Origin of the sequence: Algibacter sp. L4_22, from assembly GCF_023473045.1 — a bacterium.
In the GTDB taxonomy this organism is placed as follows: Bacteria; Bacteroidota; Bacteroidia; order Flavobacteriales; family Flavobacteriaceae; genus Algibacter.
Window position 1 is genome coordinate 197,753 of sequence record NZ_JAMCOK010000002.1, and the last position, 15,066, is coordinate 212,818.

General features: G+C 28.8%; 13 protein-coding genes. 12 read left to right on the forward strand and 1 reads right to left on the reverse strand.

The features are described 5' to 3' along the window. The first annotated feature begins 13 nt into the window (after positions 1 to 13). The 6 genes from M4I23_RS05495 to M4I23_RS05520 all read left to right on the forward strand — a co-directional run bounded on the left by M4I23_RS05495 (position 14) and on the right by M4I23_RS05520 (position 6,397). Positions 14 to 1,123: a polysaccharide pyruvyl transferase family protein gene (locus M4I23_RS05495; protein ID WP_249753730.1), complete on the forward strand. Its 1,110-nt coding sequence runs from the start codon at positions 14 to 16 to the stop codon at positions 1,121 to 1,123. Beyond that, on the forward strand, positions 1,107 to 2,219 hold the full coding sequence (locus tag M4I23_RS05500; protein ID WP_249753731.1) for a glycosyltransferase family 4 protein: 1,113 nt from the start codon (positions 1,107 to 1,109) through the stop codon (positions 2,217 to 2,219). Before M4I23_RS05495 ends, M4I23_RS05500 begins: the two co-directional genes overlap by 17 nt. Beyond that, entirely contained in the window at positions 2,216 to 3,424 is a 1,209-nt protein-coding gene (locus tag M4I23_RS05505; protein ID WP_249753732.1) for a glycosyltransferase, read from the forward strand. Before M4I23_RS05500 ends, M4I23_RS05505 begins: the two co-directional genes overlap by 4 nt. Positions 3,425 to 3,608: 184 nt before the next feature. After that, positions 3,609 to 4,541 carry an EpsG family protein gene (locus tag M4I23_RS05510; protein ID WP_368736175.1) on the forward strand — a complete coding sequence of 311 codons (933 nt, stop codon included), beginning with the start codon at positions 3,609 to 3,611 and terminating at the stop codon, positions 4,539 to 4,541. 10 nt (positions 4,542 to 4,551) lie between these two features. Continuing rightward, on the forward strand, positions 4,552 to 5,535 hold the full coding sequence (locus tag M4I23_RS05515) for a glycosyltransferase (RefSeq protein WP_249753734.1): 984 nt from the start codon (positions 4,552 to 4,554) through the stop codon (positions 5,533 to 5,535). A 1-nt stretch (position 5,536) separates the two neighbouring features. Then, positions 5,537 to 6,397 (forward strand): beta-1,6-N-acetylglucosaminyltransferase, encoded by an 861-nt coding sequence (locus tag M4I23_RS05520; protein ID WP_249753735.1) that lies wholly within the window; start codon positions 5,537 to 5,539, stop codon positions 6,395 to 6,397. Positions 6,398 to 6,443: 46 nt separating this feature from the next. On the opposite strand, the gene M4I23_RS05525 is transcribed toward M4I23_RS05520, so the two are convergent. After that, the gene (locus M4I23_RS05525; RefSeq protein ID WP_249753736.1) at positions 6,444 to 8,312 is read right to left on the reverse strand and encodes a right-handed parallel beta-helix repeat-containing protein; all 1,869 of its coding nucleotides are present in this window, start codon (positions 8,310 to 8,312) and stop codon (positions 6,444 to 6,446) included. A 474-nt stretch (positions 8,313 to 8,786) separates the two neighbouring features. Here M4I23_RS05525 and M4I23_RS05530 point away from each other — a divergent pair, with 474 nt between their 5' ends. The 6 genes from M4I23_RS05530 to M4I23_RS05555 all read left to right on the forward strand — a co-directional run bounded on the left by M4I23_RS05530 (position 8,787) and on the right by M4I23_RS05555 (position 15,049). Continuing rightward, positions 8,787 to 9,929: a glycosyltransferase family 4 protein gene (locus M4I23_RS05530; protein WP_249753737.1), complete on the forward strand. Its 1,143-nt coding sequence runs from the start codon at positions 8,787 to 8,789 to the stop codon at positions 9,927 to 9,929. 64 nt (positions 9,930 to 9,993) lie between these two features. Further along, on the forward strand, positions 9,994 to 10,980 hold the full coding sequence (locus tag M4I23_RS05535; RefSeq protein ID WP_249753738.1) for a sugar-transfer associated ATP-grasp domain-containing protein: 987 nt from the start codon (positions 9,994 to 9,996) through the stop codon (positions 10,978 to 10,980). Next, positions 10,977 to 12,287: a CoF synthetase gene (locus M4I23_RS05540; protein ID WP_249753739.1), complete on the forward strand. Its 1,311-nt coding sequence runs from the start codon at positions 10,977 to 10,979 to the stop codon at positions 12,285 to 12,287. Before M4I23_RS05535 ends, M4I23_RS05540 begins: the two co-directional genes overlap by 4 nt. Positions 12,288 to 12,358: 71 nt before the next feature. Continuing rightward, the gene (locus M4I23_RS05545) at positions 12,359 to 13,408 is read left to right on the forward strand and encodes a hypothetical protein (protein WP_249753740.1); all 1,050 of its coding nucleotides are present in this window, start codon (positions 12,359 to 12,361) and stop codon (positions 13,406 to 13,408) included. Positions 13,409 to 13,606: 198 nt separating this feature from the next. Continuing rightward, positions 13,607 to 14,215, forward strand: coding sequence for a sugar transferase (locus tag M4I23_RS05550; RefSeq protein WP_158849941.1), 609 nt, complete (start codon positions 13,607 to 13,609; stop codon positions 14,213 to 14,215). Between the two features lie 123 nt (positions 14,216 to 14,338). Next, on the forward strand, positions 14,339 to 15,049 hold the full coding sequence (locus M4I23_RS05555) for an acetyltransferase (protein ID WP_158849939.1): 711 nt from the start codon (positions 14,339 to 14,341) through the stop codon (positions 15,047 to 15,049). Positions 15,050 to 15,066 lie beyond the last annotated feature (17 nt).

The window sequence follows — 15,066 nt, forward strand, 5'->3', positions numbered from 1 at the left end:
TATACTTACATAAATGAATATTAAAACAATAACATGTCATGAAGTTTATAATTATGGAGCCAGTTTACAAGAATATGCTTTACTTGCATATCTTAACAAGTTAGATCACAAAGCTGAGACTATTCATTACAAACCAGCATATTTATGCGACCGTTATGACTTCTGGTATATTGCTAATAAAAAATACGAAAAGTTTTTTATTACTAAGGCATTCTATATTTTTATTAAACTACCCGAAAGATTACAATTTTTAAAAAGAAAGAAGAACTTTGACAACTTCTCAAAAAATCATATTAAAACAACTAAAAAACTTTACAAAAGTAACGACGAGTTAAAAACTAACCTTCCGGAAGCTGATATTTATATTTGTGGTAGTGACCAAATATGGAATTCTTTTTTTCAAAACGGTAAAGACCCTGCCTTTTACTTAAACTTTGTACCTCAAACTAAATTAAAAATTTCTTATGCTGCTAGTTTTGCTATTGATAAGTTAGAAAATAACATAAAAGATTTTGTCAAGAGTAATATTTCCAATTTGCACCATATCTCCGTCCGAGAGTCTTCTGGAAAGACTATTCTTGAAGATTTGGGTATAAAAAACGTTACACAAGTTCTTGATCCTGTTTTTTTGTTAAATAAAAAAGAATGGAGCAAATTAGAAAAGGATTTAGAAATCATTGAAGATTATATATTTGTTTATGATTTTGATTCTAACCCCTTAATTCAAATAATGGCTAAAAAAATAAAGAAGAAAACGGGTTGGAAAATAATTTCAGTAAATAAAAATATTAAATATTCGGATAGAAATTTTTGGCACAAAGGTCCTAGTTCTTTTTTAAACTTAGTAAAAAATGCTAAATTCGTTATTTCGAATAGCTTTCATGCTGTAGCATTTTCGATTATTTTTGAAAAAGATTTTGTTGTATTCAACAGAACCTCGAGTATAAATACTAGAATGAGAGATTTATTAAACTCCATAAGTTTAAACGATCTTTTAATTTTAGATCAAAATATGATAGACAAACATAAATTAAACACTATTAATTATAATGTTCCTAACAAGTTTTTAAACAACCTAATAATTAGCTCTAAAACTTATTTAAAAGATGCTCTCGAAAATTAAACTTTTATATATAACAAATCAAATTTGCGGAGCTGCTGGTTTAGAACGTGTTTTATCAATTAAAGCTCGTCTATTAGCTGAAAATTATGATTACAAGTTGCATATAATTACCTTAAACCAAGGTAATGTAGAGCTTTTTTATGATTTCGGAAATAAAATAACATATCACGACATATCGGTTTCTGGAAATCCGATGGCATATGTAAAACAATATATAAAAAATATAAAAAATAAAGTCAATTCTATAAAACCTGATATTATTTGTGTTTGTGACGATGGCTTAAAAGGTTTTTTTTTACCATTAATTTTAAATAAACCTTGCCCTATGGTTTATGAGAGACATGTATCTAAAAAAATTGAAAACACCACTGATTCTTTTAATATTTTAAAATGGCTAAAAAATAAACTGACCTTCAAATTAATGTATTGGGCAGGAAAAAAATATGATAAATTTGTTGTTCTTACAGAAGGTAATTTGAAAGAATGGCCATTAAAAAACACAATGGTCATAAATAATCCTTTATCATTTAATATAAATGTTCCTAAAAGTAATTTAGATAAAAAAATTGTCCTAGCTGTAGGCAGACAAAGTTACCAAAAGGGATATGATAGGCTATTACTAATTTGGCAAAAGGTAATAAAAGACCATCCCGATTGGGAATTACATATTTATGGAAAAAGTAATACTTCATTAGAATTAGAAAAAACTGCCCAAATTTACGATATAAACTCTTCAGTAAAATTTTTTGATCCAGTAAAAAATATAAGTCAAGTTTATCAAAAAGCGTCAATTTTTGTTCTATCATCGCGTTTTGAAGGTTTTGGCATGGTATTAACTGAAGCTATGATACACGGAGTACCATGTATTTCTTTTGACTGCCCTTATGGTCCATCAGATATTATAAACCATGATAAAAATGGCTTTTTAATACAAAATGGAAATATTGAAGACTTTGCCGATACAATTTCTAAACTTATAAAAAACAATAATTTAAGATATACAATGGGGAATCAAGCTCTGAATAAAGCCTTAAAATTTAGTCCTGACATTATAATTGAGCAATGGAATTCTCTATTTAAATTATTGCTGTCATGAAACGTATCTTACTAATAATGCCCTATGGTAGCGTTGGAGGTATGGAGCGCCTAGCCTTACATTTTTATAACTATTATAAAAGTAAAGGGTATCATATAAAAGCGGTTAAATTTATTGGTTTAAACTCTGATATTATCAATTTTCCTGAAGATGAGTACATTCTTTTAAAAAAAGATCTTTCTGAATTATCATCAATAAAGAGAGCATGGTTTTACATTTCAGCCCCACTAAAACTAAGGAAAATTATAAAAAAAGAAAGAATATCGCACAGTATTGCTTTTGGTGATATGGCTAATATTTTCTCATCCTTAACTAAAACTGATGAATTTAAAATAGGAAGTATCCATGCTCTTAAAAGTGTTGAACTTAACAGTAAAAGTATATTTACAAAGATTATAAAAAAATCTTACCGCTCCATTTACAAAAACTTAGATAAAGTAGTTTGTATTAGTAAAGCTATAAAAAAAGATCTTATAGATAACTGCAATTATAAATTTTATAACCACCTAGAGGTTATTTATAATCCTCATGATGTTGATGCTATCAGAAAACTATCCTTAGAAAGGATTGATGATCCTAGCGAAAAAAAACTTTTTAAAAATGATACTCAAAATATAATTTTTATAGGAAGAGTATCTCATCAAAAATCACCTTGGCATCTTATTAATGCTTTTAGTTTACTCTTAAAAAACAACGAAAATGTGAATCTTATATTTATTGGTGATGGTGATATTTCAGTTCTAAATTATATAAAAAAATTAATTATTGAGCATCATATAGAATCGCATATTTATTTTTTAGGCAGAAAAAACAACCCTTACAAATACTTGAAAAAAGCTAATGTTCTAGCTTTATCATCATACTATGAAGGCACTCCAAACGTTATTGTAGAAGCTATTGCTTTAGGAACACCTGTGGTAAGTTCTAATTGTACAGAAGGAATAATCGAATTGATGAGCTTAGAAAAGCATAAAAAAAGTAACAATAATATTGTAGTAGAAGCAGGAATAATAACTCCTAATTTGTACAAAGGTTTTTTAGGCTTTCCAAAAAACAACGACTATACAGAAGAAGAAAGACAGATGGCTATTGCATTACAGCAAGCTCTAAACAAAAAAAGCGAGTTCGTTGGCCAAATAAATTCGAAATTATTGGAAAAATTTGATTTAGAATTTGTCTCCAAACAATATCTAGCTAAATCTTAAACACAAAACATTCATGTTCGATTTTATACCATTAGAAGATTATACCTTTTATTATTATCAAATCATATTTTTAACTTGTGTAATAACTTACTTTCACACGTTAGTACTAACTGGCTACGAGCAAAAGACCTATAATTACAATAGGAATTTGTCTATTCTATTATTATCGTTCATTTTATTATATATGGGACTTCGACCTATTAGCGGAGTCTACTTCGTTGATATGGCCACATATGCAAGGACTTTTGAACAATTTAAAAATGGAATGCCAATAAGTATTAATGGAGATATCGCCTTTGAATTATTTATAAAAGGATGCTCTAATATTATGAGTGTAGAAATGTTTTTTTTATTATGTGCAATAATATACGTAGTTCCCTTGTTTATAGCTGCTAAAACATGGTTTCCTCACTATTATTTTTTTGCTTTTTTACTTTTAGTAGCATCTTTTTCATTTTGGACATATGGAACAAACGGGATACGCAACGGAATGGCAACTTCAATATTTATTTTAGGTTTATCTTATTTGAGAAAAAATCATGTTAAAATGGTTATTATTTTAACGTTTTCTGTTATGTTTCATAAAAGTATGACTTTACCCGTTTTAGCGTTGGTTGTATCTTTTTTTATAACAGATACTAAAAAATACTTTATATTTTGGGGGCTAAGTATCATCTTATCATTAGCGATGGGTGCATTTTGGGTACAACTATTCGCATCCCTAGGCTTTGGAGACGATCGATTGGCAGGCTATTTAACAGCGCAAGCAGATCCTAACCAATTCAGCTCTACAGGTTTCAGATTTGACTTTCTTATATATAGTGGAGCTCCATTAGTTTTAGCCTATTTTTATGTAATCAAAAAAGGTTTTAACGATGTAATTTACAACCATATTCTACATACTTATATTATTTCAAACGCTTTTTGGATTATGGTAATACGTGCCAATTTCTCTAATCGATTTGCGTATTTATCTTGGTTTTTAATGGCTTTAGTGGTTGGATACCCTCTATTCAAAAAAATACTTTGGGAACACCAGTTTAAAAAAATCGGCCTAATTTTATTAATATATTATAGCTTTACATATCTTATGTTCTACTATTATGAATTTCGCTAAAAATAAAAATATGAGACTTTCAATTATTGTACCCGTGTATAATGTTCAAGATTATTTAAAAAAATGTTTAGATAGTTTATTTAATCAAGATATAGAAATAAATGAATATGAAGTAATTACAGTTAATGATGGTTCAACAGATGATAGCCTTAAAATTCTAAATGAACTAAGATTAATCTATCCATCTATTAACATTATCACGCAAGAAAACCAAGGGCTTAGTGCGGCTAGAAATAAGGGTATTGAAAAAGCTAATGGAGATTATATCTTATTTGTAGATTCGGATGATTATATACTTAAAAACAGCTTAAAACTAATTCTTAACATTGTTGAAAAACATGATTTAGATATACTAGAATTTGGAGCAGAAGGTATTAGTGAAACATCCAAAATAATATATGTTAGCAAAAGTTCAACTAAAAACAAAGTGCTAACAGGAGAGAAATATTTGACAAATATTAGCTATATGAGTTCAGCTTGTAATAAATTATATAAGCGTACATTTTTAAATGCTAATAATCTGAAATTTATGAGAGATGTATATATTGAGGATATAGAGTTTAATACTAGAGCCGTATTTAAAGCAGAAAAAATTCAAGCTATAGACACTATTATTGCACGTTTTTTACAACGAGATGGTTCTATTACAAGAACAAATAATATAACAAAAACAAAAAAAATGATTTACGATATATATACTGTACTATCATCAATAAATCAATTTAACGAAACCTTTATAACCAACAAATCAACTGCTTATCTACCTGTAAAAAAAAGAACGTGTGCTTTAATTTCTACAATGCTTTTAAGAGTATTGACAGGTATTAATGACTACAATATCAAAAAAGATATATTTGACAAACTTAAAAACCAAAACCTTTATCCTATTCCATACAAAACAGGAGATAAAAAAAAGGATAAATTTAGATGGTTTTCAAACCAAAATATTTTATTCTCTTTAACCTGTAAGTTCTATTGTATAAAAAACAAATAAAATGTCAAAAAATTCCGTTGCTATTTTAATTTTAGCACATCATAATCCGCAACAGTTAAGTATTTTAATTAATCACTTAAGTCCTGATTTTGATATTTATGTTCAAATAGACAAAAAAGCTAATTTTGATAAAAGGGACTTACCTGCTGCACAAAATATATTTTGTTATAAAAACATAGAAGTATATTGGGGACATGTAAGTCAAATATATAATATGAAATATATATTTGAACAAGCATTTAACAAAGGTTATGACAGATATTGTATGATCAGTGGAGATGACTTACCGATTAAGAGCAATATTTATATCCAAGAATTTTTTAATAAAAATAAGAATAGAATTTTTATGTATGCAAACCCCTTACCAATTAAAACATGGGGTTTTAATCACGGGTTCGACCGTTTAGATCGATATTGGCTAATGCATAATAAAAATCGTCAATTTGTAAAAATAATAGGACGTCTAACTTTGTTTTGTCAACGTCTGTTAGGTTTAAAAAGGGAAAGATATCCAATTGATTATTATGCCGGTTCTAATTGGTTAAACTTAACCCATGAAAGTTTAGATTTAATATTTAATTTTTTAAAAAAGAATCCATCCTTTCTTAAAAAATTAAAATACTCAAGAGCAACAGATGAAATTTGGATTCAATCTATTATAATGAATTCTCATTTAAAAAAAATAGTGATGAACGATGATTTACGATATATTGATTGGAAAACAGGACCTAATTATCCCAGAGTATTAGATAAATCAGATCTCCACAAGCTAAAAGAATCTAACGGCTTATTTGCTAGAAAATTCGATTTAAAAAACACCAATCTCATCCTGGAGGATTTTTTAAATACGCTTAATGATTGATACCTATTTTTTAATAAAATTATAAAGTCTGTACTAAAATATAATATTACTTAGTTATGAAATTAATACTGTTAGTTACATCAAACTTAGTATTAGTTAGAGTTGTATTTGTAAATGTAACATTAGGAGTGTCTTTTATCTCAATAGAATACCCTTGTTCAGAAGTAAACTTACAGTTAACAAAATTTAAATAATAGTCAGTATTATTTTTATTAATTCCAATTAGATCTAATGGTTTTCGAGGCATTTCTACTGTCATGTTGCTTAATGTTAAATTTTTAGCAACACCTTCGAAAAATGATATAGCTCTACTATCACTAGTTCTAGAGCTTTTAAAATCATTACCATCAAATATAGTATTTTCTGTTTTTAATATTTTCAAACCCACCCAACAGTTTAAATATGAATTATTAGATACTTCAGAATTATTACTTCGTACTACGGTCCCTATAACAAATCCTTCTATAGAATTCCCTTTCACAATATTCTTTTCAGATAATTGTGTCGCCTCGCCATTAATAGTTACATCCATAGATCCCATGGTTATTCCTGTTCCGTTTTTGTTTAAGTCAGAAGCAATTAATGTATTATTCAAATATTTGCCACCAGTGCTGTAAGCAGAACTAAACCCATTATCAGAAATACAATTTTCAACAGTTACATCAACCCCAGAATAATCAACAAAACTAGCACGATTATTATTAACAAAAGTACAACCTTTAACATAAACACGCTCTACCTTTTCATAATAAGTAAAACCATCCGTTTCATTCCATCCTCGAATAGGTTCAATATCAATCCCGACTCTTGGAGCAACTCCTGCTGAACTAAATATTTTATTATTGCTCGAATCAAAAATATCATCCCCATTACCAGCTCCACTAATTAAACAATTTTCGATATAAATATCTTCACCATCTGTAACTGTAATATTGTTTCTTCTTGATTCAGTAAAAGTACTATTAGTGATTTTAATATTTTGATTGTAACTAGTATTTTGATATCTAAAACCATTTGAAGCTCCAACAATAAAAGCATCCCCAGTAGACTCGGTACAATAAACATTATCTACAAGGACATTTTTACTACCATCAACAATTATTAGTCCAGGCCATTCATGAGTACCTCTCGAAATATTCAATTCATCAAATATGTCACTATAATCATGAGTGTAGCGATCTCCATAAAAGTTACCTCCAGAGATTTTAACATTTTCTTTCTCATAAACACTCATTAATCTTCCTTTTGGCCAATTATTTGGTTGAAGTCTGAAATAAGTATTATCACTCATTTTTAAATGAAAATCTGAAGGCAAATTGATAGCCATCTCAGCGTATCCTTTAGAATCAAACCATCCATACTCAAAATGAAAATAAGCATCCATTTTATCGATAATAAAAGTATCAATACCATATTTCTTAACTAAATCTATAGTAGATTGAAGTATCTCTTTATTTCTCAAAGCAATTTCATCAGAAACAACTCCTTCTACAATGCCCCATCTTTCGATATCAAAGTTAAAAGAAGTGCTTCTTAAGGCAGGGTTTACTCCTGAAACAGTAAGAGTATTACCTAATAAATCCCCATCAATTGAAGAGCCTTCAGAAAAATTAAGCGTACCATTAATAATTTCTCCACCTTCTTCTATCAAAGTAACGTTTTCTGGTAAATTAAAAGTTTCACCCTGTAAATCTAAAACACAATTAATAATGACTGTAGAATTTTGATCAATATCATCTAAATTAAAATCGCAAGGTTCATCTACATTTGCAACGTTTAAACCTTCATCTTCATTACTTTCATCCTCCACTATTGCAACGGGTTCTTCATACAATTCCTCATTGTTACAAGACAACGTACCCAATACACTCATTCCAATTAATGTGACTAACATCAAATTCTTTAATTTCTTCATAGTTAAAATTTCAAAATATTCAACACAACAATAATATCTATAATTATCGATTAAAAACATATTTTTTCGATAAATAGCTTATTTCGAGTTGATTAAATTCGATTAAATGCTTTTTTAATCGCTAAAACACATTGTGTTACAATATTTTTGTTATACTTCTAATAATTACGAGGCTAAGTGCGATTTGGACTATAAAAAATTTTATAAATCGCGAAAATAACCATGATATATTTAAACACCCTTGATTGTTAATAACTTTTTAAAACTTAAAAGCATATCTTGTAGGAATTTAAACATTTGTTAATCAATTAATTACGATTTTATTCGGTTTTAATAAAAATTAAATAACAAAATGTTATGCACAGTATTAATGATATTAATATTACATTTTTAATTTAAAAAAAAGGAAACCTAAATGTTAAGCAAACATTAAGTTTTATATATTTGTTAGGATTTATAACTCCTTATCGATTAATGAAAAAAAAAATAATTAGAATTTCAACGGTTCCAATGTCTCTAAGTGGCCTTTTAACTGGCCAGTTAAAATACATGACTAATTATTTTGAAGTTGTAGGCATTTCATCTAAAGGAGGTGATAAATTACAAAATGTTTCCAATCAAGAAAATATTAGAACTATTCCTGTAGAACTTAAAAGACAAATTTCACCTATTAACGATTTAATTACAGTTTGGAAACTTTATAAAGTTTTAAAAAAAGAAAAACCTTTCATTGTTCACTCTATCACACCTAAAGCTGGCTTATTAGGCATGATAGCTTCTAAATTTGCAGGTGTACCACATAGATTACATACATTTACGGGTCTAATATTTCCAACAAAACGGGGTTTTATAAAAAAACTACTCATTTCTACAGATAAAATTTTATGCAGCTGTGCCACTCAAATATATCCTGAAGGACAAGGAATTAAAAACGATTTGATTAATTATAAAATCACGTCTAAACCATTAAAAATAATTGCTAATGGTAATGTCAATGGTATAAATATAAATCACTATAACTCGAATAATTTCGATGAGAATTTTATTTCAAACTTGAAAAAGGAATTTAGTATTTCTGAAAAAGATTATGTGTTTGTATTTATTGGTAGATTAGTAAAAGACAAAGGCATAAACGAACTAATATCTGCTTTTAATGAACTTAATTCGAATCTTGAAAACACCAAGCTTCTATTGGTTGGAGATTATGAACATGATTTAGACCCTCTCAAAAAGAAAACTTTAAATATTATTAAAACAAATAAAAATATCATTTCTACAGGGTGGGTAGAAGATGTAAGACCTTATTTTAAAATATCCAACCTTTTGGTTTTTCCTAGTTATAGAGAAGGATTTCCTAATGTTGTAATGCAAGCTGGCGCTATGGGACTTGCTAGTATTGTAACAGATATTAATGGTGCTAACGAAATTATTATCCCTAATAAAAATGGAATAATAATACCTTCAATGAACAAAGACAAATTAAAACAAGCCATGCTTAGTTTTTACAATAATGAAATAATAATAAACTCTAAAACATGTAGAGAATTAATAGTGAATCGTTATGAGCAAAGCATATTATGGAAAGCTCAACTGAATGAATATAACTCACTGAAATAATAAATACATGCTTTCGAGACTGAAACACCTAAATGTATACTTAAAGGATTCGAACAAAAAGCCTTTGCTGCAAGTAGTAAAAGAATGTATTTTGTATGGTATAGACAAACAAATGCTGCCAACAGATTATTTTAGGAAATATCTTTATCGAAAAGATGTTATAAATTACAAGAACTATTTAAGCTTAAACGAATTTTACCAAATTATTGGTTCTCGAAAAATGGTTTTTCCTGAGGTTACGTCTATTTTAGCGAACAAATTAAGCTTTTATAATCATTGCGTCAATTTAAATATACCAACACCTACTCTAATAAGTTACAACTTTAATATTCGTTGGTTTTGTAACAATGAAATTAAAATAATAACCTCTAAAGAATCTGTTTTACAATTCTTTCAATATGTTTTTAGAGATTCGCAAACTGAAATTCTATTTTTAAAACCGACTCTAGGAGAAGGTGGACAAGGTTGCTTTTTGCTTAAAAAGGAAAATTTAGAGTCTCAAATTGAAAGCATATATACAGCTTTAATTTCGAACAGCTATGTGCATCAAGCTTATGTTGAACAACACGATACCATTAATGGCATATTTAGCAACTCCGTAAACACGATTAGAATAGACACCTATATAGATACTAATAATGAAGCACACGTGCTCTCTGCTCTAATGCGTTTTGGTACGGGTAATACCTTTACCGATAACACACATACTGGAGGTTTTTACATCTCTCTAAATTTAGAATCTGGAAAATTACAAGGTGTAGGTCGGCAGGATATTGTGGAAGGCGGCAAAGAGATTACCCATCATCCAAATAGCCAATTAGTTTTAGATGGATTTCAAATTCCGTTTTATAAAGAAGCCTTTCAGTTGGCATTAAAAGCTTCAAACGCATTACCAAACCGCATTGTGGGTTGGGATGTCGCTATTACAGACCAAGGGCCAATACTACTAGAAGGCAACGAAAGTCCTTCTTTACATGTTACCGATGTGGCTTGCGGTGGTTATTTAAATAACAAGTATATAAAGGAAATACTCCTTGAACTAAAAAAATGAAATCAGCTTTTAAAAAAAAATTAGAGTCTCTGCGAAATAAGACGTTTTGGTGGGTTGATGCGGCCAAAGGTAGTCCGATAAAAAAGCATTTAATCGATATAAGTGATATTTTAAATAATTTTGATAACACTAAAGAAAAACGATACAAAACCGTAACGCGACTTTTAAAGCATAGTATTAACACCACAGCATTTTATAAAAATCTTAAAATTAATGAATTCGATTTAAAATTATTTCCTGTAATTACTAAAAATATCATTACAGAAAATGAATACCTTTTTAGATCGAACATATTTCTTAATAAAAAAAATATAACACGCTCTACTAGTGGATCTACAGGAACACCATTTAAAGTGATTCATAATAAAAATAAAATCTATAGAAACAGTGCCGATACTATTTATTTTTCTGAATTAGCTGGATTTAAAATTGGATATCAGTTATGGTATTTGAGATATTGGGGGCTGAATTTTAAAAATTCAAACTTTAAAAATTGGGCTCAAAATTTAAAACCTGTTGAAGTGATAAATCTTAATACAGACCGTATTAAAGAACTTATTATAAAAATAAAGAAAAACCCAGGTAATAAAGGATGGTTAGGCTTCCCTTCTGCTTTTGAGCAAATTTGTAAATTTCTAGATCAAGAAAAATCGCAACCTATTGATGCTAATTTCAAATTTATTATTGGCATGGCAGAAGGTATTAACGATTATACCAAGGAGCGGATGAGTTATTATTTTAAATGCCCTATGGTTTCACGTTATTCTAATATGGAAAATGGTATTCTGGCTCAGCAAATGGCAAACAAAACGGAATATACAATCAATTGGGCATCATACCATATTGAAATATTAAATTTACATAACAATGAACAGGCTCCAAAAGGTGCTTTAGGAAGAATTGTAGTTACCGATTTGTTTAGTTACGCTATGCCATTAATTAGATATGATACAGGTGATATTGGAGCCATAGATTTTTCGGTTAATCCACCAACTTTAAAAAATATTGCAGGTAGAACAACGGATACAATATACAATACCAATGGAGAGATTGTTTCTTCATTTATTATGATTAATAGTGTCCGTTTTGATGGGATAAAACAAATTCAACTCATACAGGAAAGCAAAACAAATTATACCATAAAGTTAAATTGTTCTGATGTTTTTAGCGATGACAAAGGCCTTAGAGACAAATTTAAAAGTTTTCTTGGAGATAATGCTGAAATAAATGTTGAGTTCGTTAATGAAATCCCTTTACTTTCTTCTGGAAAACGAAAAATGACCCTGAATAACTATATTAATCGATAAATTGATATTCTACAGATTTTATTTATACTTTTAAAGTCTTTAACTGCAAAAAAAAAATATTTTTCATATTTATGTCGAATAATATAAGTCCTAAAAAAGGTTATGGATCATTTTTTTCATACGTCGATCCAAAATTAAGCTATTTGGCAACTTCAGAAAATAGTTTTCATCCCGAGAATAACAAACTGTTTTATACGGGTAGGCACGCCATAAAATATGTTATAGAAACTATTAAATTAGATTTAGAAATTAATACGTTTTGGTTACCGGAATATTATTGCCAACATGTAGCACATTGGCTAAAAAGCAACTACAATAATATTAAAACTTATAAAGTAGATCCTGCTGACCCAGATTTTATTATTGATGGTAACCGTTTTATTCAACCTAATGATGTTGTTTTAGTTAATAATTTTTGGGGTATTTCAAAATGCAATTTTAGCTGTAAGACTAAAAGTATAATAATTGAAGATCATTCTCATGGTTGGCTAAGTACATCTTGCATTAATAGTAAGGCCGATTTCTGTGTGGCCTCCTTGCGTAAATCGGTACCTGCTCCCCTAGGTGGCATGGCATGGAAACCCAACGGTGAAGCTTTAAAAAAATTAGACTTAGAAGCTTCTGGTATTTTCACCAATATATGGAACACGACTGCTTTGGCTATGCAAAAAAAGCATACTTTCGAAAAAGAAGATAATGGCAGTGACGATTTAAAAAACGAGTTTTTAGTTTTAATTAATGATGCTGAAAATAAAATGCACCACAATTACGACCTTGTAGAACTTAGTAAAGCCAATAAAGATACTTTAACAGACTATTTGAAAGTTAACTACTTGCAATTAAAAACCGATAATTACCAAAAGTTAATGCTTTTATTAAAAGATAATAAAAATTTTAAAGTATTAAATAATATGGAAACTCCATTTGGTTTAACGGTACACTTTGATGAAATAACGTTTATGAATAACTTTAAGAACCATCTGGTTTCGAACAACATATACCCTTCCTTATTATGGCCAAATAACCCAGTTGAATATGGATTCTTTTTAAATATTCATATAGATTATAGATATAATGAAAACAACATGACTTATATAAGCCAAATAATTAACCAATTCTAAAGACGAAATATTTCTTTACATTAAAATATTTACGGCTTTTATAATAAAAATTGCACTTCAAGTTTACTAAATTAATAATAACGATAATATTTAAACATAAACGTGTTTTTATTTAAATGCTAAGAAAAATACAATACTTTTGAGCCTGAATTGGGCTGCATATTCAGCCTCCACTTCAATTAATTTTAAAAAAAACTAATGTACCTTATAATTAAAAGATTTTTAGACTTTATAATTGCTTTTACAGCCTTACTTCTACTATCTCCTGTTTTTTTCGTGGTTTTTATTTGCTTAATGATATCTAACGGTGGAAAAGCGTTTTTCTATCAAGAACGCCCTGGTAAAAATGAAAAGGTTTTCAAAATTATTAAGTTTAAAACCATGAACGATAAGAAAGATGCTAATGGCGAATTTCTAGCTTTTGATAAACGCGTAACTAAAATAGGCTCGTTTATTAGAAAATATTCCTTAGACGAAATCCCACAGTTAATTAATGTACTTAAAGGTGATATGAGTTTAGTTGGTCCTCGACCGCTTTTAACCGATTATTTACCATTGTATAATGAAGAACAAAAAAAGCGTCATAATGTAAAACCAGGTATTACGGGTTGGGCACAGGTTAAAGGGCGTAACTCCATTTCATGGAATCAGAAATTTAAATATGATGTTTGGTATATTGAAAATATTTCATTTCTATTAGATTTACAAATATTACTTTTAACAGCAAAAAGACTTGTGATTCCACAAGGTATAAATAACAGCGATGGCCTTAACATGACAACCTTTACTGGTGGTGCTGATGAATAAAACACCTAGAAAAATTATTTAATTGATATTTAAAAATTAGGTGTTTTATGATGTAGGTATTTAATTTCGTGTATTTTTGTAGTAATAAAGTTTCCCTAAAGCCCAACTTAATTTATATTCAAAATGATATTAACACCTGCAGAAAAACCCGGTATTGTAGTTATAGGAGCTTCTGGACATGCCAGCGTTATTATAGACATTATTGAAAGACAAAATAAATATATCATTTTTGGATTAATAGATTCTTTTAAACCTGTTGGAACAAAACTTTTTAGTTACGAGGTTTTAGGAACCGAAGATTGCATTCCTGAGTTAATTAAAAAAAATAAAATTATAGGTGGTATTATAGGGATTGGTGATAATTACGATCGCTATAAAATGCATTTAAAAATTGAATCCTTAAAAGTGAATTTTAAATATGTTAGTGCGGTTCACCCAAATGCTATTATTGGTAAAAATGTGAATATTAAACAAGGAACTGTAGTAATGCCTGGTGCAATTGCTAATGCAAATGCCGAAATTGGAGCATTTTGTATAGTTAATACGGCGGCGTCCTTAGGTCATGATTGTTATATGGAATCCTTTTCAAGTCTAGCTCCTGGCGTTAATGTTGCAGGACACGTATCCATACAAAAATGTAGCTCTATAGGTATTGGGTCTTGCGTAGTTGGAGGTGTTACTATTGGAGCACATACACACATTGGTGCCGGCTCTACCGTTATTAAAGATGTAGGAAACCTTAAAATTGCTTATGGAAATCCTACTAAGGAAATAAGAGACAGAGAAAAACATGAAGGTTACCTCAATAATAAACAAAAAATTCATTTAAAATAATAGATTACTACTTGTAT